This is a genomic window from Paenibacillus sp. YAE3 (genome assembly GCF_057546105.1).
Genome location: NZ_BAAIYF010000001.1, coordinates 211,968 through 231,981, shown reverse-complemented (window position 1 = coordinate 231,981; position 20,014 = coordinate 211,968). Strand labels below are relative to the sequence as shown.

23 protein-coding genes and 1 riboswitch are annotated in these 20,014 nt (G+C 53.7%); of the genes, 17 read left to right on the top strand and 6 right to left on the bottom strand.

Going from position 1 to position 20,014, the window contains the following annotated elements; all coding sequences use genetic code 11:
* Positions 1–266 precede the first annotated feature (266 nt).
* Positions 267–1,058 carry a zinc ribbon domain-containing protein gene (locus AC27KL_RS01020; RefSeq protein WP_487168485.1) on the top strand — a complete coding sequence of 264 codons (792 nt, stop codon included), beginning with the start codon at positions 267–269 and terminating at the stop codon, positions 1,056–1,058.
* Positions 1,059–1,137: 79 nt separating this feature from the next.
* Positions 1,138–1,950 carry a TrmB family transcriptional regulator gene (locus AC27KL_RS01015; protein ID WP_487168484.1) on the top strand — a complete coding sequence of 271 codons (813 nt, stop codon included), beginning with the start codon at positions 1,138–1,140 and terminating at the stop codon, positions 1,948–1,950.
* A 157-nt stretch (positions 1,951–2,107) separates the two neighbouring features.
* Here AC27KL_RS01015 and AC27KL_RS01010 read toward each other — a convergent pair whose 3' ends face one another.
* Positions 2,108–2,758 (bottom strand): NUDIX hydrolase, encoded by a 651-nt coding sequence (locus AC27KL_RS01010; RefSeq protein ID WP_487168483.1) that lies wholly within the window; start codon positions 2,756–2,758, stop codon positions 2,108–2,110.
* An 87-nt stretch (positions 2,759–2,845) separates the two neighbouring features.
* Between AC27KL_RS01010 and AC27KL_RS01005 the strand changes: the two genes are divergently transcribed.
* Positions 2,846–3,151: a hypothetical protein gene (locus AC27KL_RS01005; RefSeq protein WP_339323267.1), complete on the top strand. Its 306-nt coding sequence runs from the start codon at positions 2,846–2,848 to the stop codon at positions 3,149–3,151.
* 67 nt (positions 3,152–3,218) lie between these two features.
* On the opposite strand, the gene mscL is transcribed toward AC27KL_RS01005, so the two are convergent.
* The gene (gene mscL, locus AC27KL_RS01000; protein WP_339323268.1) at positions 3,219–3,707 is read right to left on the bottom strand and encodes a large-conductance mechanosensitive channel protein MscL; all 489 of its coding nucleotides are present in this window, start codon (positions 3,705–3,707) and stop codon (positions 3,219–3,221) included.
* Positions 3,708–3,900: 193 nt separating this feature from the next.
* A riboswitch (purine riboswitch) is annotated at positions 3,901–4,001 on the top strand.
* A gap of 221 nt (positions 4,002–4,222) precedes the next feature.
* On the opposite strand from mscL, the gene AC27KL_RS00995 reads away from it, so the two are divergent.
* On the top strand, positions 4,223–4,792 hold the full coding sequence (locus AC27KL_RS00995) for a xanthine phosphoribosyltransferase (RefSeq protein ID WP_036708925.1): 570 nt from the start codon (positions 4,223–4,225) through the stop codon (positions 4,790–4,792).
* Between the two features lie 36 nt (positions 4,793–4,828).
* Positions 4,829–6,169 (top strand): nucleobase:cation symporter-2 family protein, encoded by a 1,341-nt coding sequence (locus tag AC27KL_RS00990; RefSeq protein WP_036708772.1) that lies wholly within the window; start codon positions 4,829–4,831, stop codon positions 6,167–6,169.
* 47 nt (positions 6,170–6,216) lie between these two features.
* Here AC27KL_RS00990 and AC27KL_RS00985 read toward each other — a convergent pair whose 3' ends face one another.
* The 4 genes from AC27KL_RS00985 to AC27KL_RS00970 form a co-directional block, all read right to left on the bottom strand.
* Positions 6,217–7,113 (bottom strand): diacylglycerol/lipid kinase family protein, encoded by an 897-nt coding sequence (locus tag AC27KL_RS00985; RefSeq protein WP_487168482.1) that lies wholly within the window; start codon positions 7,111–7,113, stop codon positions 6,217–6,219.
* 94 nt (positions 7,114–7,207) lie between these two features.
* Positions 7,208–7,549, bottom strand: coding sequence for a DUF4870 domain-containing protein (locus AC27KL_RS00980; RefSeq protein WP_212952979.1), 342 nt, complete (start codon positions 7,547–7,549; stop codon positions 7,208–7,210).
* 124 nt (positions 7,550–7,673) lie between these two features.
* A complete protein-coding gene (locus tag AC27KL_RS00975; RefSeq protein WP_036708775.1) occupies positions 7,674–7,958 on the bottom strand; it encodes a hypothetical protein in 285 nt (94 codons plus the stop codon).
* A gap of 56 nt (positions 7,959–8,014) precedes the next feature.
* Entirely contained in the window at positions 8,015–9,028 is a 1,014-nt protein-coding gene (locus tag AC27KL_RS00970; RefSeq protein ID WP_487168481.1) for a serine hydrolase domain-containing protein, read from the bottom strand.
* A 396-nt stretch (positions 9,029–9,424) separates the two neighbouring features.
* Here AC27KL_RS00970 and AC27KL_RS00965 point away from each other — a divergent pair, with 396 nt between their 5' ends.
* The 12 genes from AC27KL_RS00965 (at position 9,425) to AC27KL_RS00910 (ending at position 20,013) form a co-directional block, all read left to right on the top strand.
* On the top strand, positions 9,425–9,613 hold the full coding sequence (locus AC27KL_RS00965; RefSeq protein ID WP_036651115.1) for a hypothetical protein: 189 nt from the start codon (positions 9,425–9,427) through the stop codon (positions 9,611–9,613).
* 161 nt (positions 9,614–9,774) lie between these two features.
* A complete protein-coding gene (gene map, locus AC27KL_RS00960; protein ID WP_487168480.1) occupies positions 9,775–10,524 on the top strand; it encodes a type I methionyl aminopeptidase in 750 nt (249 codons plus the stop codon).
* Positions 10,525–10,977: 453 nt separating this feature from the next.
* Positions 10,978–12,021, top strand: coding sequence for a cytochrome c oxidase subunit II (gene coxB / locus AC27KL_RS00955; protein WP_036708780.1), 1,044 nt, complete (start codon positions 10,978–10,980; stop codon positions 12,019–12,021).
* Between the two features lie 111 nt (positions 12,022–12,132).
* Positions 12,133–13,983, top strand: a complete 1,851-nt coding sequence (gene ctaD / locus AC27KL_RS00950; RefSeq protein ID WP_052146912.1) for a cytochrome c oxidase subunit I — start codon at positions 12,133–12,135, stop codon at positions 13,981–13,983.
* A complete protein-coding gene (locus AC27KL_RS00945) occupies positions 13,980–14,597 on the top strand; it encodes a cytochrome (ubi)quinol oxidase subunit III (RefSeq protein ID WP_036708785.1) in 618 nt (205 codons plus the stop codon). The genes ctaD and AC27KL_RS00945 overlap by 4 nt, the downstream gene beginning before the upstream one ends.
* Positions 14,598–14,600: 3 nt before the next feature.
* On the top strand, positions 14,601–14,921 hold the full coding sequence (locus AC27KL_RS00940; RefSeq protein ID WP_212952253.1) for a cytochrome C oxidase subunit IV family protein: 321 nt from the start codon (positions 14,601–14,603) through the stop codon (positions 14,919–14,921).
* 101 nt (positions 14,922–15,022) lie between these two features.
* On the top strand, positions 15,023–15,931 hold the full coding sequence (ctaG, locus tag AC27KL_RS00935) for a cytochrome c oxidase assembly factor CtaG (protein ID WP_339323274.1): 909 nt from the start codon (positions 15,023–15,025) through the stop codon (positions 15,929–15,931).
* Positions 15,932–15,964: 33 nt separating this feature from the next.
* Complete coding sequence (locus AC27KL_RS00930) at positions 15,965–16,429, top strand: DUF420 domain-containing protein (protein ID WP_036708792.1); 465 nt, start codon at positions 15,965–15,967, stop codon at positions 16,427–16,429.
* 369 nt (positions 16,430–16,798) lie between these two features.
* Positions 16,799–17,629 carry a DUF4850 domain-containing protein gene (locus AC27KL_RS00925; protein WP_487168479.1) on the top strand — a complete coding sequence of 277 codons (831 nt, stop codon included), beginning with the start codon at positions 16,799–16,801 and terminating at the stop codon, positions 17,627–17,629.
* 244 nt (positions 17,630–17,873) lie between these two features.
* Entirely contained in the window at positions 17,874–18,593 is a 720-nt protein-coding gene (locus tag AC27KL_RS00920) for a hypothetical protein (protein ID WP_339323277.1), read from the top strand.
* 95 nt (positions 18,594–18,688) lie between these two features.
* Complete coding sequence (locus tag AC27KL_RS00915) at positions 18,689–19,099, top strand: GntR family transcriptional regulator (protein ID WP_339323278.1); 411 nt, start codon at positions 18,689–18,691, stop codon at positions 19,097–19,099.
* Positions 19,099–20,013, top strand: a complete 915-nt coding sequence (locus tag AC27KL_RS00910) for an ATP-binding cassette domain-containing protein (protein ID WP_487168478.1) — start codon at positions 19,099–19,101, stop codon at positions 20,011–20,013. The genes AC27KL_RS00915 and AC27KL_RS00910 overlap by 1 nt, the downstream gene beginning before the upstream one ends.
* Position 20,014: the final 1 nt, after the last annotated feature.

Sequence of the window (20,014 nt, the reverse complement as noted above, 5' to 3'; positions counted from 1 at the left end):
TGGTATGATATAAGCACCCTAAACCGCATGCAGTCCATTATAACCCGAGCGGCGGCGGGCAGAGAAGGCCAAAGAAGAGTCTTTTCGCACATTTCACAGCAAAGCCAAGGCATGGTATCTTTGTAGCATGAGGTTTTGATGTCATCCAACAAAAAACGACGCTATTAAACATAGGCTTGCACCAATGGACAAGCGCTGCATGGCTTGCCGGGCCTAATATGGATTCATACACGAGATGATCAATTGTGGAACTGGAGGAGAAATCAATGAAAATTTTGCAAAGGCTTAAGGACGGAGCGAACCGGGCGACGGAAAAGGCGCAGGGCGCCGTGGAAATCAGCAAGCTGAACAACCAGATTGCCGACGTCGAAAAAGAAATGGAATTTCATTTTATCGAAATGGGACGCGTTTTTTATGAAGGGTACAGCCAGGAGGACATGACGCTGGCCGAAAAAGAGATGCTCAAACATTGCAAAACCTGCGACGGGCTGCAGGAGGAGATCGAGCAGCTGCGCCGCCGGATCGCGGAGCTGAAAAACGAAAAGCTGTGCAAATGCGGGCGCACGGTCGAACTGGACGCCAATTTCTGTCCTTCCTGCGGCAGAAGCCTGAAAGGCGAAGCGCCGGCAAGCGCGCGCGACGAAGGTCGCAAATCGCCCGCAGCCGCCAAATTCGAGGACGAGGACTTCGGCGAAACCAAAATTTACAGGGAACCGATCGTCCAGGACGACGACGATTTCGAATTCGAGCTGGCATTTGACAAGGAAGAAACCGGAGCCGCCGCGGAAAGCTTGTACGATTATCCGGGGGGCAACGACTGGAAGGAGCCGCAAGAAGAAGAATTCGCCGATGAACGGGAACGCCGCCAGGCGGAGGAGCGGGAACGCGAACGTCAGCTGGAGTTGGATGAACGAATCCGGTTCTGGAAAGAAAACAACGACGGTAAGACCGAGGCGGCTGGTGCATCCCAGCGCGATTCGGTGAAGTGCCAAATCTGCCGCGCCGATCTGCCGAAGGGATCGAAATGGTGCCCTCGATGCGGAGCGGAACAGATCTAGACGGCATAATGCCTATCGGGCACGATATCAATCATTTAACGACTAACGCAAGGGTTTGGCAGCTTGGGAGGACAGAAGAATGGAACAATTGCTACAGCATCTGCGGAATTTGAACTTCACCGAGATGGAAGCAAAAATAATGGTGGAGTTGGCCGGCAAGGGCCCTTCCTCGGGATACGAGGTGGCAAAAGGGCTCGGCGTTTCCAGATCCAACGTTTACGCCGCCCTGCAGCGCCTCGCGCAGCATGGATTTTTGCGCCGGAGCGCGGGGGAGCCGGTCCGCTACAGTATGCTGAAGCCAGAGGAACTGACGCGGATGATCTCCGGCCAGGTGAAGGAATCGCTCGCGTTTATCGAGACCAGAATGCCGAGAGTGGAATCGGAGCAGCAGCCGTTCTACAGCGTGGAGGGCGAGCGCAACGTGCTGGAGACGCTCTCCCGGGAGATGGAGCGGGCCGAACATGAAATCGTCGTCGACGTCTGGCGCGAGGAAGCGGCGCTGCTCAGGCAGGGCCTGGAAGAAGCGGAGGGACGCGGCGTCAAGCTGCTGTGGTCCTGCATGAGCGAGGAGGCCGGCAGCCGTTTCCTTCCTTGGCTTTCGTTCGGGCACCAGAAGGACGGGGCGGCCTCGGGACGACGATTTTCGTTTGTCATCGACCGCCGCTGGTGCATGCTGGGCATGCGGGGGGACGACTGCACGACGCAAGGGCTGGTGACGGAGCATCCGGTCATGGTCGAGCTGCTGCTGCATCATTTTACGCAGGAAATGGTGCTTTACGAGCTGGAGCAGGATATCGGCGAGGAGCTGTCGGAACGATACGGCCCGCGGTATGAGCGGATCTACAGCAAATACATCGGGCCGGACCAACCGAAGGATTCCGGTCAGGATTAGGCGGGCTGCGGGCACAAGACGCGTCCGCCGGCCGTCCAAAGCAAGTTGTCGGAGAGGGCTCCCCCTCGGCGCTTGAAGCCGGGACGCCTGTCATTGAAGTTCATAGGTTTCGGGGATTGAAAAAGGACGCCGGGGGCGCCCTTTTGTTTTTAGCGTGTTATTTTTCATCCGGCCGCAGAAGCTTTAACTTTTGGAACACATGGAGATAATCGTCATATTTATGCGGCACGAATTGATGTATGCTTAGCGTAGCGGGGAACGTTTCCGGAGCGGCCTGCCCTTCCCGGACCGACGGGATTCCCGTCGCCGGAATGACGTCCCTGCGGCCTTCGAACAGCGCGATGGCGTCGTCCAGCCGGGCTTCGTACAATCCCGCGACCTCTTCTTCCTGCAAGCGGTAAGCGGTGAGCGGAACATCGTGCAGCAGCCCGAACACGTAACATTTTTCCCTGTCGATAAACGATTTGCCGCCCGCCGTGCCTTCCGCGTAATGGTCGATCGTCCCGAGGGAGGTCAGCTGGTCCATCCGGACCGGAATGCCAAGCTCCTCCTCGACTTCCCGAATGGCGTCTTCGACGGTTTCTCCCGCGGAAAGATGCCCGGCAGCCGTAATGTCGAAATGCCCGGGAAAGGTATCCTTGCTGTCCTGCCGTTTCTGGAACAAAATGTGCCGGCCCTCCGGCGTATCCCTGACGATCCAGCAGTGGAAGGAATGGTGGAGATAGCCTTTGGCGTGCACCTCGTCCCGGGGCGCGGTACCGATTTTGCGGTCGTGTTCATCATATATATCGAATAATTCCTGACTCATGGATGCACCTCCGGGGTTTTATGAACATCGATTCCGGCTCAACGTCCGCATCTGTACCATATCTTATAAAAAAAGGAGAGAACGAGCATGGAATGCATCGTCCGCTTTGAAGTGAAATCCAAACAGGAGACCAAACGCCTGCGCGGTTTGCTTTTCGTCGAAAAGGGCAAAAAACCGGATACCGGGCAGCTCATCGACATGTTTAAGGACATGAATTACCACGTGGCGCTGGCGGATCCCGATAAACTGCTGTTTACGCCCACGGCGGCCGGCCAGACGTTCGACCACATTCGGGTCCTCGAGCTGGATACCGGGGAAGCCAAATACACCGAAGACCGGGATTTGAAAAAGGTCGTCACCACGCTGCTGCCGCAAAGGCCGCTGGGCCTGTAGCCTAACGGCCTTTGCAACCTGATATTCGGCTTTGGTCTTATTAGCCGGGAGCCGTAACGGGCGGCTTTTAGCCGTGCTCCGGCGCGCCTTCAAGCATCGAAGTGCAGTGTCCGCAGCGGGTAGCGGCCAAAGGGATCTCGGAAAGGCAATACGGACATTCCTTCGTCGTTTTTTCCGGCTCCGGCTGCTCCTCTTTTTTCTCCCGTTTCAGCCAGTTGATGCCTTTAACGAGCAAGAATATACAGAAAGCCACGATCAGGAAATCGATCACGACATTGATGAACTGGCCGATCGCGATGACCGGGGCGCCGATATCTTGGGCTTCCTTTAACGTGTGAATGGGATGTCCGTCCAGCGTTAGGTTTGGTTTAAGCGGAATGATCAGTTGACCGAAATTCACGCCCCCCAAAAGCAGCCCGATCGGCGGCATTACGATATCGTTGACGACCGACGTGACGATTTTGCCGAATGCGCCCCCGATGATGACGCCGACCGCCAGGTCAACCACGTTGCCGCGGACGGCAAATTCCTTGAATTCTCTTAAAAAGCCTCTCAAAGCGTTTTCCCTCCCGATGATTTCGAATCTATCTGCTGACCAGTATGAAACATTGCCACTAAAGTATAAACGAGATTCGCGCCGAAATCAGCAGAAACGGCCGATTTTTTGCGTTTTTTGCGTCCTCCATCAAATACCTCTTTATTTTTGGCCCGGTTTTGCGGTATACTTCATGCATTGTCTCATATGTTTTTGCAAATTTTCATAGGTTTCTCGTATATGTGCAGGAATGGGCCTGCATGTCTCTACCCGATCACCGGAAATGATCGGACTACGGGAATAACAAGCAACCCGGGCCAACGTCCCGGCGTCTTTTTCGTTTGTTACCGTAAGTCCGCTCGGTTTCGTGTCCTGCCAGCAAGGCAGTTCCCGGAAGAGGCGGGCTTTTTTTGTCATGACATTGCAGGAAGGATATGGCCGAATCGCGACGGATCGTCTTTTGACGGATTCCCGGGGAAGCCGCCGACGGAGATTGCAATGCCTTGAAAGAAAGAACTTTGGAGGGAGAAAAAACAATGCAGCTGCTGAAGGAGAAAGTCATGAAGGAAGGGATCGTGCTTAGCGATCAGGTGCTGAAGGTCGATTCGTTCCTGAACCACCAAATGGATCCGGTGTTGATGAAAGAGGTGGGCAAGGAGTTTAAACGGCTGTTTGCGGGACAAAAAATCGACCGCGTGCTGACGATCGAATCCTCGGGCATCGCCCCAGGCATCATGACGGCGCTTGAGCTGGAGGTTCCGCTCATTTTCGCCCGCAAGCAAAAGTCCCTGACGCTTCGCGAGGACATTTACGTGGAAAAGGTATATTCGTTCACGAAGCAGGAAACGAACGAAATCACCGTCTCCCGCAAGTTCATTCAGCCAGGGGAGCGCGTGCTGATCATCGACGACTTCCTGGCCAACGGGGAAGCGGCCTTCGGCCTTGCGCGCATCGTGGAGCAGGCGGGAGCGGAAGTGGCCGGCATCGGCATCGTCATCGAAAAAGCGTTCCAACCGGGCGGCCGTTTGCTGAAGGAAGCGGGCTACCATGTGGAGTCGCTCGTCCGAATCGCTGCGCTCGACAACGGCACCGTTACGTTTGCATAGAATCCAATCCAAAACTTCGGGAGGAATGAAATCCGTATGGAACCGACGAAGACAAGAAATCCATTCAAAACCTTTTCGTTAGGCATTCAGCACGTGCTTGCCATGTACGCGGGCGCGGTCATCGTGCCGCTGATCGTCGGGGGAGCGCTCAATTTTACGACGGAGCAGCTGACTTACCTGATTTCGATCGATTTGATGGCCTGCGGTTTGGCGACGCTGCTTCAAGTATGGGGCAACAAGTTTTTCGGAATCGGGCTTCCGGTCATGCTCGGCTGCGCGTTCCAGGCGGTGTCGCCGATGATCGCCATCGGCATGAAAGACGGAGTATCGGCCATTTACGGCGCGATCATCGCTTCAGGTCTTTTCGTCGTTTTGTTTTCGGGGCTGTTCGGCAAATTGATCGCCTTTTTTCCGCCGGTCGTTACCGGGTCCGTCGTTACGGTCATCGGGGTCACTCTCATTCCGGTGGCGCTGAACGATCTCGGCGGCGGGGACGGCGCGAAGGCGGCAGGGGAGTTCGGAAGCCTGCTGAACCTCGGGCTCGGTTTCGGGGTGCTGCTGTTCATCGTTTTGATGAACCGGTTCGCCAAAGGTTTTATCCGCTCCATTTCGGTACTGATCGGACTTATTATCGGCACGCTCGTCGCCGCGCTGGCCGGGCATGTGGACTTGACGCCGCTCAAGGAAGCAAGCTGGTTCCATGCCGTCAGACCGTTTTATTTCGGAACACCGACGTTCCATGCTTCCGCGATCATCACGATGATTCTGGTATCCATCGTCAGCATCGCCGAGTCGACGGGCGTATTTATGGCTCTCGGCAAAATCGTCGACAAGGACGTTTCCTCCAAGGACCTGGCACGGGGTTACCGGGCCGAAGGCCTGGCGATCGTGCTTGGCGGATTGTTTAACTCCTTCCCGTACACCACGTACTCGCAAAACGTCGGCCTCGTTCAAATGAGCCGGGTGAAAACGAGGGACGTCATCGTCGTGGCCGGAGGGATTCTGATCGTTATCGGATTCGTTCCGAAAATCGCGGCCTTGACGCAGCTGGTTCCGACATCGGTGCTCGGCGGCGCGATGGTCGCCCTGTTCGGCATGGTCGTGTCTTCCGGCATCCGCATGCTGGGAGGCCAGGTTGACCTGAACAAGTTCGAAAACCTCTTTATCATCGCCTGCTCGGTCGGAATGGGACTGGGCGTGAGCGTTCATCCCGAATTGTTTGCGGCGCTGCCGGATTGGGCCCGCATTCTCGTCGATAACGGCATCGTGGCCGGAAGCGTCACGGCGATCGTTCTCAACTTGCTGTTTAACGGTCTTAAGGGCGGCGCGCTCTCCGGATCGAAGGACGCAGCCATGAAAGAAGGGCAAGCCGCGTAAGCGGGCTTGCCCTTTTTTTTATGAAAGAAAAACGATGATGGCTTAAGTTATGCGGCATACACCCGTAAAGCGTTCGGCTCCACGGTGATATCCAGCGGCCCCGCGGACAGGTTTTCCCCGTCCCCGAGCGCAAGCCTGTGCTGATCGAATTCGACGGAAATGGCTTGGCCGCGCAAAAACGTCACGAACGGTAGGTTGACGTGCTTTCCGGTGAGCACCGTCGGGAACAGGCGCAGAAGCTGCAGCCGCGAGCAGCCGTGCACGATGCAAATATCGAGCTGGCCGTCCCCCGGGTGGGCATCCGGACAGATATGCAGTCCGCCTCCGTAACTGCTGACGTTGGAAATGGCGGTAAGCCACGCATTCGGATAAGTGCTCGTCATCCCGTCGCAGGCGACGGTGACGCGGCACGGCCTAAAAGTCAGCAGCGTATGCAGGATGCCCACGATGTAGGCGGCCCGGCCGACCCTGAAAAAGTTGCATACCTTTTTATAGAGGCTGGCATTGACGTTTTCGGCTACTTGCGCGTCGAAACCGATGGCCAGTGCCGTCAATGTCAGCCCGTTTGCCGTCGCGATCAAATCCGCGGCCCGGGTCCGGCCTGCAAGCATGATGTCGAGGGCGGACAACGGATCATGCGGGATGCCGAAGCCGCGCGCCGTGTCGTTGCCCGAGCCGGCGGGAATGACGGCAAGCGGGATCCCGAACTCCTTCAGGGCCGGCAGCACGCTGTGAATCGTGCCGTCGCCGCCGATGACGGCAACCCCAAGCCAATGTTCCGGCTCGGACAGCGTGGCGGCGATCACGTCCTCCGCCTGGCCGGCGCTTTCGGTGAATACGTGCCGGTAGCGGATCAGGCGCGCGTCGAGAGCAGCCCTGATTTTGATCCAGGTCCGGTAGCCGTTGCCGTTGCCGGACTTTTTATTGATCACGAACAAATACATTTTCTGTCTCCCCCATCGTCTCAATGAAACCCATGCTTTCATTGTAAGAACTCGGGAGGCAAAAGGGAATCACGAAATGCAGGGGAGAAGGAATTCATAGATGATGCAGCTGTTTCTCGGCCAAATCGCCGATCCAAGGCAGCTTCAGCCATTTTCCTTGCAGGGAAGCGAATAAAAGGACGATCCACATCACCAGCGTCAAGATGGAAAGAAGTCCGGCGATGAGCGGACCGATCAAGGGGATGAACCCGCACAGCACATGGGCGATCATGACCGCGCCGAAGGCAAGGACGGATTGCAGCGCATGGAACATGACGAAGCGGCTGCGCTTCTCCAGCGCGAGAAACACGATGCCGCCGATAAAAGCGAACAAATAGCAGAGGGAAGCGGAGATATTTTCGGGCAGGCCCGTCGACGATTTGAAAAAAGGGGACATGGTATGCACACTCCTTGTCTTGCGCGGGATTGTTGTATAAACATATGTCCGGCTGAGACAAGTTATGAAAGGTATGCAAACAGAAAAGCATCCCGGAAGTCGGGATGCTTTTTCGCTATATTGATTATTGTGCGTCCCCGCCTTGCTGCTGTCTGCGCGGATGCGTAATTTTCCCGATTTTATCGGTATCGTTTTCTTTAGGCACCAGGCGCTCGTCCGTCCGGCCTTCGTGATGGTTATCGAACAGAAACTCGCTGAGCTGCCATTCGGTCGTTCCCATGATCGGATCGGCAGGGAAGTTTTCTCCTCGGTGCAGCACCTCTTCGCGGCCCCATTCGTTGGTATAAACGCCGTCCACTTCGACCTCCTCGCGGGAAATCGGCAGCATGGCTTTGTTTTTATCGCCCATTGATTAGTCCTCCTTCATCGCTGTGTAAAAAATCATCCTTGTCGTCGCATGCATACTTAAGTTTCCCTGGCATGCCGGGGATTATCCGGCTGCGGGGCCTGGGCGACGGCTTCCAGGACGAATTCCTGCAACAGCGGGCGCGGATTTTTCCACCGGCTGACCTTGCTGTCGGCCGTAAACACGACCACGGTTTCTTTTTCGGGAAAAAGGTAAATTTGCTGGCCCCCATGGCCATGCGCGCAGCTGAACGTTTGGCCGTTCATTTTGCTGCACCACCAGCTGAACCCGTAATCCCCAAAGGCGGGGTATCCTTCCGCATGGGGGCGAAGGGCCTCCGAAAGCCAGGAGCCCGGGATGACTTGCTCGCCGTTCCAGCGGCCGCCTTGAAGGCAGCACATTCCGAATTTGGCCATATCCCGCGATGCGAGGAACAAACCGACATGTCCCATGCTGTGGTTTTCGGGACTGGCGAGCCACTCCGACGGTCCGATGCCCAGCGGTCCGAACAGGTTCCTTTTTGCAAAAGCATGCGCATCCATGCCCGTGCATTCGCTGAGAATGACGGACAGCAGATGCGTGTCGACGCTGCGGTACTGAAAACGGCCGACCATATCGGGAAGCACCGGCAAGGAAAGGGCAAAAGCGGTCCAGCGTTTGCTGCGGTGCAGGCGGCGGATCATCGGCTCCCCCAGCTTTTTGCCGGTCTGCCACGCAAAGCCGGTGGTCATCGTAAGGAGCCTTCGCAAGGTCAAAGACCGATGCAGGGCGGGGTCGACGTCTTTTGCGGCATAATGCCGAAGCAGCCCGAGCAGCGGCTCGTCCAATGCGGGAAGCAAACCTTGCCCGGATGCGATTCCGATCAGGACGGAGATGAAGCTTTTGGTTGCGGAGCGCAGGTCGTTAAGCGATCCGGCATCATGGCCCCCGTAATATTTTTCGTAAATGAGCTTGCCGCTCCGGGCAACCAGGAAGCTTCGCATCTTCGGGAAGGCCTCGTTGATTTTGGCGTGGGTCTGGTCCAGCAAACGGACATCGCAGCCGGCTTCCTCCGGTAACGAAACGGGCAGCACGCGAAGACCACCTCCTCAAGCTGAAATGATGCCCTGAAAAATCATTCTTATTATGGATTTAACCCTATCGGACGATGATAAATACAGGGATTTCTTTTTGCCCGGAAGGTATCGCCTAAACCCGGCTTATTATCGTTCTTTGGTCATGTAAAAAAAGTTAATCTATTCATTTTTTTGGAAAGCTGTATTCCTTGCAAGAATATGATACAATGAAAGGAGTGATTCAGTTTTTACGCTTTTAGGTTAAGTACCATTACAGAACCTTGAAGCGAGCAGCCGGGAGCGTTCAGCCCAAACCTAATAACTGCATATGACTACTTCTTGGTGTCAGGTAAGGTCTTTTCGGCATTCTCTTAATTGGAGCAATCCATTCAAGTGTCTTGGGAGGGAACTATCATGGCAACGAAAGGTCACAACGAAGTCAAAGAAAGTCTGCGGGAAATGACACGGATTTTCCGGCCTAAGGATCCGAAGAAGTTTGTGAAGGAATATGTCCGGAAGTATCATATCATGGGAGGATACGAAGAGGAACTCACCTCGGTTGTAGAACATGAACTGGGAAGAATGAATTCTTCCGTTTCTTAATCACTTTGAATATAACGTAAAATATTTGAACCGTATTCTGTGAACGAGCTTCACGCCGAATACGGTTTTTTTTGTAGACCTGCTGCAGGATGCCCGCGTCGATGCATATAGTGTACCATCCGCTTCCGGATAGCAGTATGCTAGGCGAAAGGAGCAGCAGCATGGAGATCCGCTTGAAAAGCAAGGAAGAAATCGGGTATATGCGCGAAGCGGGGCGCATTCTATCGGCGTGTCACCGCGAAATTGCGCGGAGGATCGCTCCGGGGGTCACACCGCTTCAAATTGACGCTTTCGTCGAAGAATATCTGGCAAAGCACGGCGCCGTTCCGGAGCAAAAGGGGTACCGCGGTTTTCCGTTTGCCACTTGTTCTTCCGTCAATGACGTCGTCTGCCACGGCTTTCCGAACGACGTTCCGTTGTCCGAAGGGGATCTGGTCACCATCGACATCGTCGTGAACAAAGACGGCTGGCTGGCCGATTCGGGCTGGAGTTATGGCGTCGGGAAGCTGGGCAGGCCGCAGCAGAGGCTGATGCTTCGAACGGAGCAGGCGCTTTATGCCGGCATTGACCAGGCCCGGATCGGCCATACCACCGGAGACATCGGGCACGCGATCGAAAAAGCGGCGAAAAAAGGCCGATTCGGCGTCGTCAAGCCGCTTGTCGGCCATGGCATCGGAAGCCGGCTTCACGAACCGCCGGATGTGCCGAGCTATGGGCGGCGCGGGGAGGGCGTCCGGCTCGTCGAAGGCATGGTCATTACCGTTGAACCGATCTTTACGATGGGATCGACGGGAGCCGTATTGTGGGATGACGACGGTTGGACCATCCGGACGGCGGACGGCACCTGCGGCGTGCAGTTCGAGCACACGGTCGCGATCACGCCGGAAGGCCCCTTCATCATTACCGCTTAAAAACCAAGAAGCCGGAAGGCTTCTTTTTTTGTTGCCGCAGGAAGCCCGAAGCTCGGCTTGCCAAAGCCTGAAATAACGGCAACGCATTCGACGCGGATGTTGAATTTTGACGATTTGGTGACGTTTTGATGGACGAATCCGGAGGGAAAGTGAATGAAAAGAGGGAAAAATGGGTATACGAAAAGGGAATAACATGGTTGCAAACGGAAGGTAGAAAGGGGCCGCGCAGCGTGTCCGAAAACGATTGCAAATGCTTGCGTGGCGCGACTTTCAGCACTTTTCGAACAATTTGTGAACTAGGTCAGAATCATTGACAAAATATTACCTTAAACTTATATTAAATAGGTGATTGTTTTAGTTGACAGTAGCAATACATCCGTTATAGCGCAGGTATGAGACCGCCTAGTGCCTCTTTGGCGGCGCCTGTGAAAATGTAAAAAGTGGGGTAGATCAATGATGAAACGGTGGCAGGCTGTAAAGCGACTTCTTCCCTTGCTCGCAGTGTTTTCTCTGCTTTTAGCCGGGTGCGGCCGCGAGGACTTGTCGGCATTACGACCACAGGGGCCTGTGGCGGAAGGACAGTACGATTTGATGAAGCTTTCAATCACGATCATGATCGTCGTCCTGATCGTCGTATTTGCAATTGCGGTGTACGTTTTGATTAAGTTCCGCAGGAAAAAGGGACAAACGGAAGTGCCGAAACAAGTGGAAGGCAACTTCAAGCTGGAGGTCATTTGGACCGTTATTCCGCTCGTTCTGGTATTCATTCTTGCCGTACCGACCGTGCAAAAGATTTTTGCTTTTGGCGACGATCATTACAATGAGAAGGGTTCCGTGCAGGTAAAAGTAACCGGCCACCAGTACTGGTGGGAGTTCGAATACCCGCAATACGGCGTGAAAACCGCTCAGGAACTGATGATCCCGACGGGCAAAAACATTGCCTTCGAACTGAAGACGGCGGACGTTCTCCACTCCTTCTGGGTACCGTCCTTGTCCGGTAAAATGGACACCAACCCGGATGGAACGATTAACAGATTCAGCTTCAAGACCGACAAAGAAGGCGTTTACCGCGGTAAATGCGCCGAGCTTTGCGGGGCTTCGCACGCGCTGATGGAATTCAAGGTCAAGGCGGTAAGCCCGGATGCGTTTGATAAATGGGTAGCCGCAATGAAAGCGCCTGCGGTTCTGCCTAAAGATCAGGCACTGGCCGAAACGTTCAAAAAATCTTGCTTGTCTTGCCATGCTGTAGGTGACCAAGGCGGTCCTGTGGGCCCGAACCTTACCGGCATCGGTTCGCGTGAATCTGTTGCGGGTATCTTGCTGAACGAGGGTCAAGACGGAGGCAAACCGGTGAAGGAAAACCTTAAGGAATGGCTTGAAGATCCGCAAGCCGTCAAACCGGGCAACAAAATGCCAGCTCCAAAAGATTTGGGTCTGACAGACGAACAAATCGATGGCATTGCCGATTACTTGGCTAACTACAAATTGAACTACTAAGGCGCCGATTCGCATTTTTTGAACGCGCCAATCGTTATCAACAGCAAGATTTTTTATAAGGGGGTACCAACCTTGGCTCATGCTCATAGTGTCAAGCGCCACAAGGGCTTGATGGATTGGCTGACGACAGTCGACCATAAGAAAATAGCCATTCTTTATTTGCTGGCCGGCGGTTTGTTTTTCGCGATCGGCGGCATCGAAGCGATTCTGATCCGGCTGCAGCTGATTAAGCCGATGAATGATTTCGTCTCGGCGCAAACCTTTAACGAATTGATTACGATGCACGGAACGACGATGATCTTCCTGGGCGTCATGCCTGTCATCTTCGCGCTGATGAACGCGGTGATCCCGCTGCAGATCGGCGCGCGCGACGTCGCGTTTCCGTTTTTGAACTCTCTGGGCTTCTGGACATTCCTGTTCGGCGGCTTGCTCCTTAACCTGAGCTGGATTATGGGTGGAGCTCCAGACGCGGGCTGGACATCATATACCCCGCTTTCGACAAATACTTACAGCACCTCGCATGGCGTCGACTTTTACACCGTCGGCCTTCAGATTGCCGGTCTCGGTACGCTGATCGGGGGCATCAACTTCCTGGCGACCATCATCACGATGCGCGCCCCAGGCATGTCTTTCATGAGAATGCCGATGTTTACATGGACGTCTTTCATCACGTCCGCCATGATCCTGTTTGCATTCCCTGCCATTACGGTAGGTTTGGTACTGCTGTCGTTCGACCGGATTCTGGGAGCGAATTTCTTCGAAGTCGCCAATGGCGGTAACCCCGTTCTTTGGCAGCATATCTTCTGGATCTTTGGCCACCCTGAAGTGTATATCCTCATCCTGCCGGCATTCGGCGTCATTTCCGAGGTTATACCGACATTCTCGCGCAAACGTCTTTTCGGTTACAGCTCGATGGTATTCGCTACGATCCTGATCGCCTTCCTGGGCTTCATGGTTTGGGCGCACCACATGTTTACGACGGGTCTCGGGCCGGTTGCGAACGCGCTGTTCTCGATTGCGACGATGCTCATCGCGGTGCCTACGGGCATCAAAATCTTTAACTGGCTGTTCACGATGTGGGGCGGGCAGATCCGTTTCACGAGTCCAAACTTGTTTGCGATCGGATTTATCCCGACATTCGTTATGGGTGGGGTAACAGGCGTGATGCTGGCTTCGGCTCCTGCCGACTTCCAGTTCCATGACACGTATTTCGTCGTCGCTCACTTCCACTACGTTATCGTGGGCGGTCTCGTATCGGGCCTCTTGGCAGGCTTGCATTACTGGTGGCCGAAAATGTTCGGCCGCATGCTGAACGAAACGCTCGGCAAAATTTCTTTCTGGTTCTTTATCATCGGTTTCCATCTGACGTTCTTCGTGCAGCACTTCCTGGGTCTGATGGGGATGCAGCGTCGCGTATTTACGTACCTGCCTAACCAGAATTTCGACACGCTGAACTTGGTAAGTACGATCGGCGCGATCCTGATGGGCATCGGCATTTTGGTCTTCCTGATCAACGCGTTTGCGACTTGGGCAAAACCGAAAGGCGTTGCCAACGATCCTTGGGAAGACGGACGTACGCTGGAATGGACCATCGCGTCTCCACCTGCGGAATACAACTTCAAGCAAATTCCGCTCGTGCGCGGCATCGATGCTTTCTGGAAAGAAAAAATGGCCGGCAACAAGGAAATGACTCCTGCGGAACCGCTGGGTCCGATCCACATGCCGTCGCCAACCATTTTGCCTTTCGTCATGTCCGTCGGCATTTTCATTGCCGGTCTCGGATTCATGTTCAGCAAAGAGCAATTCTCGAATTCCTTTATGAGCATGATTTTCAACAACTGGATCGTTGTCATCATCGGTCTGGTCATCACGTTCGGTTCCATGCTGCTTCGTTCCTTGTATGACGATCACGGCTGGCATATCGAAGTAGAAGAGCTGGAGGAAGAGGGGGTAAAAGCATGAGTGCAACGCACACAGAAGGCGCTTTGCCGCACGAACCGGAAAAAGCGACGTTAGAAGGCCGCAATAAAGTACTCGGCTTCTGGCTCTTCCTTGGCGGAGAGGCCGTATTGTTCGGTACCCTGTTCGCGACGTTCCTGGCGCTTCGCAATCAAACGAATGAAGGTCCTACCGCGAGCGAACTTTTCCAACTGCCGATGACGGCGATCACGACGTTGATCCTGCTCGTCAGCAGCTTGACCAGCGTGTTCGCCGTTCAGGCGATGCACCGCCACAAGGTCGGCGCGCTGCGCGGCTGGCTTGCGATTACGGTCCTTTTGGGTCTGGCCTTCCTTTGCCTTGAAATTTACGAATTTGCCGAATACGTCCATGCCGAAAAATTCGGCATGACGACCAGTGCATTCAGTTCGGCGTTTTATACGCTGGTCGGCTTCCACGGCGCACACGTTGCGTTCGGGGTCGTCTGGATTTCCATCCTGATTGGACAGCTCTTTAAAAAAGGTTTGACGGTCGTAACGGCGCCTAAGATTTACGTGTCGGCCATTTACTGGCACTTTATCGACGTCGTTTGGGTATTCATCTTTACGGTCGTTTACCTGCTCGGGAAGGTGGGCTAAGATATGACGACAGAACATCAGGCGAATCGTGGCATCGTGAAACATAGCGAGCGCCACGAGGGGCCTCAAAAGCATATCATCGTTTTCATTTTCTCCATCATTCTGACAGCCATTGCCTTTGCGGCCGTTATGGCGGGCGGAGTGAACGCCGCGTTTACCGTGCTGCTGCTTCTGGTGATGGCCATACTTCAGGTTCTCGTCCAAATGGGTTATTGGATGCACTTGAAGGATCGCGGTCATTTGATTCCGATTATCTTCATGATCGGCGGATTTTTCGTAGCCGGTACGGCGATTGTCACAGCATTGTACTGGGTATGGTGGTAAAATAGATAAAGAGGCGGGCTTTGTTGCCCCCTCTTTTTTTCAATGGAAGGCCATTGTCACAAATTCGACAGAACTGATACCGCTTGAGAGGAGGTTTTCACATGCTGGGGTTAGAATATTTTAGCTTTAGCGAATTGTTTAGTCCGCTGTTTCTGGCGTTTATGCTGCTTGTAACGGCTGCATATTTCGTCGTGATCGGTCCGCTTAGCGAGAGGTTTGCGGGGAGCGAACCCGTCCCTGTAAGCAAAAAAATCAGCTTCGTCTGCGGTATGCTGGTGTTATACCTTGCTCAAGGCGGCCCAATCAGTCTGCTCGGACATATGATGTTTACGTTTCACATGACGACGATGGCATTATCCTATCTGGTGGCGCCGCCGCTGCTAATGATGGGGATACCGGCGTGGTTGTGGAGAGCGATTTTAAAGGTGAATCCGTTCAAAAAGCTGGGGTTTTTATCCCGTCCGATCGTCGCTGCGCTCGTATTTAACGGCTTGTTTTCGTTTTACCATTTTCCGGCGGTACATGACTACGTCATGCTGCATTTTGCCGTGCACCGTCTATATTATCTGGTGCTGTTCATTGCGGCTATTTTGATGTGGTGGACGCTGATCAATCCGCTCCCGGAAAAAGACAAAGCTTCGGGGCTGGCCAAAATCGGTTATATTTTCTTGAACATGGTGCTCCTGACGCCGGCTTGCGGCCTGATCATTTTTTCGGCCAAGCCGATGTACGCCACGTTCAGCGATCCGAACGTATGGGCCGAAGCGATGGGATACTGCGTGTCGGGCGATCCGTCCAAGCTTCTGCAAGCGTTTGGCGGCCCAACCTTTTTTAACATCATGAGCACGAAAGTCGACCAGCAGGTAGGCGGCATCGTCATGAAGTTCATACAGGAGTTCATTTTCGCCTCGATGCTGGGAAGAGTATTTTTCCGCTGGTATCGGGCTGAAAATAAGGAAGAAGACATTCCGCCTGCCGAGTTTAACGAAGGTTCATTGAATCGGGCGTAAACCGCCCGTTTTTGTGAAGTAAGGAGGATTTCGATGGATTTATATACGCTGCTGCCGACCATCAGCACGTCGTTTATCGTCATCAGCGCGATTTTGGTGGCTATAGGCTGGGCGCTCATTATTCGCGGCAAACGGGAAGCCCATAAAAAAGTGATGATCCTTGGTGCCGTTGCGGCGCTCCTGTTTTTCATCATTTACGTGTCCAGAACGGCATTCGTAGGCAACACTTCTTGGGGCGGCTCGGATGAGCTTCAAGTATACTATCAGATCTTCCTCATCTTCCACATTACCCTAGCGACCGTAGCTGCGGTGTTCGGAATAACGACGCTGGTGCTTGGCTTCAAGGAGAAATTCGCGAAGCACCGGAAATGGGGAAGAGTGACGGCGACCATCTGGTTCATTACCGCCATTACGGGGGTCGTGGTTTATGTCCTGCTTTACGTCTTGTATCCGGGCGGGCATACGAAACCGGTTTGGGACGTTATTTTGGGTGCTTGACCAAGCGAATATGTTCATTCGAGTGAACGGCTTTAAGAAAGACCTTTTCGAGTTGACCTGGAGGTGCTTCGGCATCTGATACATGCAGGCCAAATGAAAAGGTCTTTTTGTTTTTTCTCCCTCATATTAGTATTTGTGCGCTTTTTTGCGGCTAAACCGGATGATCATGATAAGGGGTGAAAGCATCAAGTCGGACAATTTACAGAAAAATTAAAAAATTGATAACTTTATGGTCCCTCATTACGTCTAAAGAGTATAAGAGTGAAACTCCAAATCACTAAAGAAAGTCCGGGGATCCACATGAAACGTATCGGCAAAACTTCATCGGGGAATATGAGGGGAAGGCTTTACATCTTGGCGGCTGCCGTTATGCTAATCCTGCTTTTTACCACCTCGTTATCAACCCCCGGCTCGATGTCGGCAGACAAGCAGCATGATCAAGAACAAACCGGTCAGCGTCCGGAGGACCAGCCCGCTTCGGGCCAAGAAGGCAATTCAAGCCCGGATTCCAGCCCAGGGCAAGGCGGCCCTGCAAGCACAAGCGAGCAGGCAAGCGTGCAGTGCGGCGTGCTGAAGCTGGATCAACAGGGAGAAGGCATCGGTCAGATTCCGCTGTATTGCATCTCGGGAACGTTTTACGGCGGGATGACGCCGCCGAATGTTCCGCATAAGGATTTGCCGATATTGCGGGGAACCACCATTCCGGTTCCTGAATTGGCGCATTGGGGAGCCTTTTTCCTGAATGAAGGCAGCAATCACGGTTATCTGCTTCTGGCTCCGCGCCACTGGAAGGTCGTGACGGCGGATACCGGCATGGACGGCTCGGTCAAAATCGAGCTCCAAGACCCGTCCAACCCCCGCATCCGCATGACGTACCTGGACACGGGATCCTGCGGCGGATGCGCGATTCAAAGGATCGGAAGTTATTTTCCGGGTATGAAGGCATGGGCGGAAGAACAAGGGATGATCCCGGATCTGCCGGCATTCGAAAAACGTTCGATGCTGAACGAACATGTCGTTCAATATCGCATGCAAAAAGACGCCGAAGCCTATCAGACGTTCGGGGCGGCCTACCGGTTTACAGGGCAGGACCATAACGCTTTTTCGATGCTGGAAATCGAAGCGCCCGAAGCCCAGCTGAAGGTTATGCAAAACATGCTTGATTTTTTTGCCAAGTATCCGGCTGCATTCGTTTATTGATAAGTGATCAAGTCCTTGCGCAGCAAGGCCCGAGATCCGTTACGGCGGATCCGGGCCTTTTTTTCGTCCCATAAATTTTTCCAAACTTTTAGCGAAACGGCTATTGCATGAGTGTGCTTCACCCTGTATACTGTGTATAAAGATATATACAGTGAGCACAGTAAACGTGGCATATGCACACCTGAGAAGATGGAACAATTTTAACCTGACGGATAAGTCTTGACGGGAGCGAGGGAGAGCCGTTTTGGAAAACGCGAGAAAAGCTTGGTTCATCATGCAGAAGGACCTGAGATGCGAGAAAAGATATCTGGTTTGGACTGTTGTTTATGCGGTATATATGGCGGTGATGATCGGGATGGCCGTTCGGGGGCAGATGGAAGCGCCGGAATACGTAAGCCCGGTCACCGACGGGATGTTTTTGCTGCTCATTCCGATGCTGGGTTTTTATTTCAGCCGAAGATCCTTCAAATATTTGAGCGAGGATTCGTATACGCAAATGCTGGCGTATTTCAGGGCGCTGCCGATATCGGATCACGTCATTATCAGCTATCGCCTGCTGCAGATGTTTATCGCTTTCAGCATCAATGGCATCGTATTTTTCGGGATCATGTTCTGGACCGCCGAACCGATACGAAGCGGGATATCGTTGGCCGGTTATGCGGCTTTTGCGTTGACATGGATCGGTTATGGACTGGCGATTTCGGGACCTTATATGTATTTTGAATTTGCCAAACACGGCAAAGCGTATTTCAGATCGACGTTGATCCTGTTTGGTGGAGCGATTGCAGCGGCGGTCGTCATTAAAATATGCGGCGGAAACATGCTGCTTTATTCGATCGAGGCGGGGACCCGGTGGAAGCTGCTTTCCCCCCTGATGTGGGGCATGCTTGCGGCAGCGGCCGCGAGTTTGACGGTGTTTACGAGGTTAACACGGCTTAAACTGAGAAGCAGAGACTTGGTGTAACCCGACCGGAATAAGGATTGGATTAAAGGCTGACCTCTGGCAGAATTGCCGAAAGCGGCGTACTGACCGGGAAAGCAAGAGGTGAGGTGCGAAAGGTGTGGATTCCAATACAACTGAATGAAAATAGCGCTGAACCGCTTTATCATCAGATCGAATCCCAGTTAAGGTCGCTGATCATCAGCGGGCAAATCAAGGAGGGGACCCTATTGCCGTCCATCAGGGAATTTGCTGGAGGTTTGAACTGCAGCGTCATTACCGTCCGCCGGGTGTATCAGGACCTGGAAAGCGAAGGGCTGCTGCGAACGAAGCAGGGCACCGGAACGTTTGTCGCCAAGGTCGGCGATACGGAACGGGAGACCTTCCGGCGCGAAGCGGTAGAGGAGGCGCTACGTTCGGCGGTGGACGTCGGCATGTCCGTGAAATACGAAGAGGAAGAGCTGAAGCGGCTGTTTCTGGCCATTTTGCATAAAAAATATCATCCGGACGGGAAGGAAGGTGAGTCATAATGGAGCAAACAGCCATCGAAATGAAGGGCGTCGAGAAAAAAATGCGGCAAAAGCTGATCGGCCCGATCAACCTGAAGCTGCCTAAAGGATACGTCATCGGATTGATCGGGGAAAACGGTTCGGGCAAAAGCACGCTCATTCATATGATTTTGAAAATCGTTTTTCCCGACCGGGGCGACATTGCCTGGTTCGGCGAAAGTTATCCCTACGAGATTCCGCAGCAAGTGCGGCGCCAAATCGGGTTCGTGTCGGAAAAGTCCAGCGTCGAAGAGGACAATTTGACCGCGGAGGAAGCGGCGGAGTTCCGGGCGGAATGGTATCCGGAGTGGGACCAGACGTATTTTGAGGAGCTGCTTGGAAAATTTAAGGTCCCCAGAAACATCAAGCTGAAAAAAATGTCCAAGGGGGAGCGGCGCAAATACGAAATATCCGCCACGCTGGCTCATCGCCCCAAGCTGCTGCTGCTCGACGAACCTTCCTCGGGGCTCGATCCGTTCGCTTGGAAGCTGATGATCGACGAGCTTCGCGAGTATATGGAATCCGGGGAGGCAACCATTTTGCTTTCGACCCATATCGTCGAGGAAGTGAAAAGGCTGGCCGATTACGTTGTGCTCCTGCATCACGGCAAGCTCCACGGCATGGCGGAAAAGGACGGCCTGATGGACAATTGGAAAGAGCTTTGGATCAGCGGCGGCATGGACCTGGCCGAGGATTTGCCCGGCATCATTCAGGTCCAACAGGATTTTCATGGCGTGGTGCGCATGATTACGACGGAGTGTTTGCAAGCGGAACGGATTTTGCACGACTCGGGCATTTCGGTGTTAAAGACGAGAACGCTTGAGTTGGATGAAATATTAAGCCTGTGGCTCAAAGGCCATCTGCCTGCGGGAATGCAGTCAGGGAAAGGAGATTAAA

Coding starts and splice junctions, on each gene's coding strand:
- AC27KL_RS00965 (WP_036651115.1), top strand. CDS start 9,425: ATGGCAACGAAAGGTCACAACGAAGTCAAAGAAAGTCTGCGGGAAATG.
- AC27KL_RS01010 (WP_487168483.1), bottom strand. CDS start 2,758: ATGAGTCAGGAATTATTCGATATATATGATGAACACGACCGCAAAATC.
- AC27KL_RS00995 (WP_036708925.1), top strand. CDS start 4,223: ATGCAGCTGCTGAAGGAGAAAGTCATGAAGGAAGGGATCGTGCTTAGC.
- AC27KL_RS01005 (WP_339323267.1), top strand. CDS start 2,846: ATGGAATGCATCGTCCGCTTTGAAGTGAAATCCAAACAGGAGACCAAA.
- AC27KL_RS00925 (WP_487168479.1), top strand. CDS start 16,799: ATGCTAATCCTGCTTTTTACCACCTCGTTATCAACCCCCGGCTCGATG.
- coxB (WP_036708780.1), top strand. CDS start 10,978: ATGATGAAACGGTGGCAGGCTGTAAAGCGACTTCTTCCCTTGCTCGCA.
- AC27KL_RS01020 (WP_487168485.1), top strand. CDS start 267: ATGAAAATTTTGCAAAGGCTTAAGGACGGAGCGAACCGGGCGACGGAA.
- AC27KL_RS00990 (WP_036708772.1), top strand. CDS start 4,829: ATGGAACCGACGAAGACAAGAAATCCATTCAAAACCTTTTCGTTAGGC.
- AC27KL_RS00985 (WP_487168482.1), bottom strand. CDS start 7,113: ATGTATTTGTTCGTGATCAATAAAAAGTCCGGCAACGGCAACGGCTAC.
- AC27KL_RS00975 (WP_036708775.1), bottom strand. CDS start 7,958: ATGGGCGATAAAAACAAAGCCATGCTGCCGATTTCCCGCGAGGAGGTC.
- AC27KL_RS00940 (WP_212952253.1), top strand. CDS start 14,601: ATGACGACAGAACATCAGGCGAATCGTGGCATCGTGAAACATAGCGAG.
- AC27KL_RS00945 (WP_036708785.1), top strand. CDS start 13,980: ATGAGTGCAACGCACACAGAAGGCGCTTTGCCGCACGAACCGGAAAAA.
- map (WP_487168480.1), top strand. CDS start 9,775: ATGGAGATCCGCTTGAAAAGCAAGGAAGAAATCGGGTATATGCGCGAA.
- ctaD (WP_052146912.1), top strand. CDS start 12,133: ATGGATTGGCTGACGACAGTCGACCATAAGAAAATAGCCATTCTTTAT.
- ctaG (WP_339323274.1), top strand. CDS start 15,023: ATGCTGGGGTTAGAATATTTTAGCTTTAGCGAATTGTTTAGTCCGCTG.
- AC27KL_RS00980 (WP_212952979.1), bottom strand. CDS start 7,549: ATGTCCCCTTTTTTCAAATCGTCGACGGGCCTGCCCGAAAATATCTCC.
- AC27KL_RS00930 (WP_036708792.1), top strand. CDS start 15,965: ATGGATTTATATACGCTGCTGCCGACCATCAGCACGTCGTTTATCGTC.
- AC27KL_RS01015 (WP_487168484.1), top strand. CDS start 1,138: ATGGAACAATTGCTACAGCATCTGCGGAATTTGAACTTCACCGAGATG.
- AC27KL_RS00910 (WP_487168478.1), top strand. CDS start 19,099: ATGGAGCAAACAGCCATCGAAATGAAGGGCGTCGAGAAAAAAATGCGG.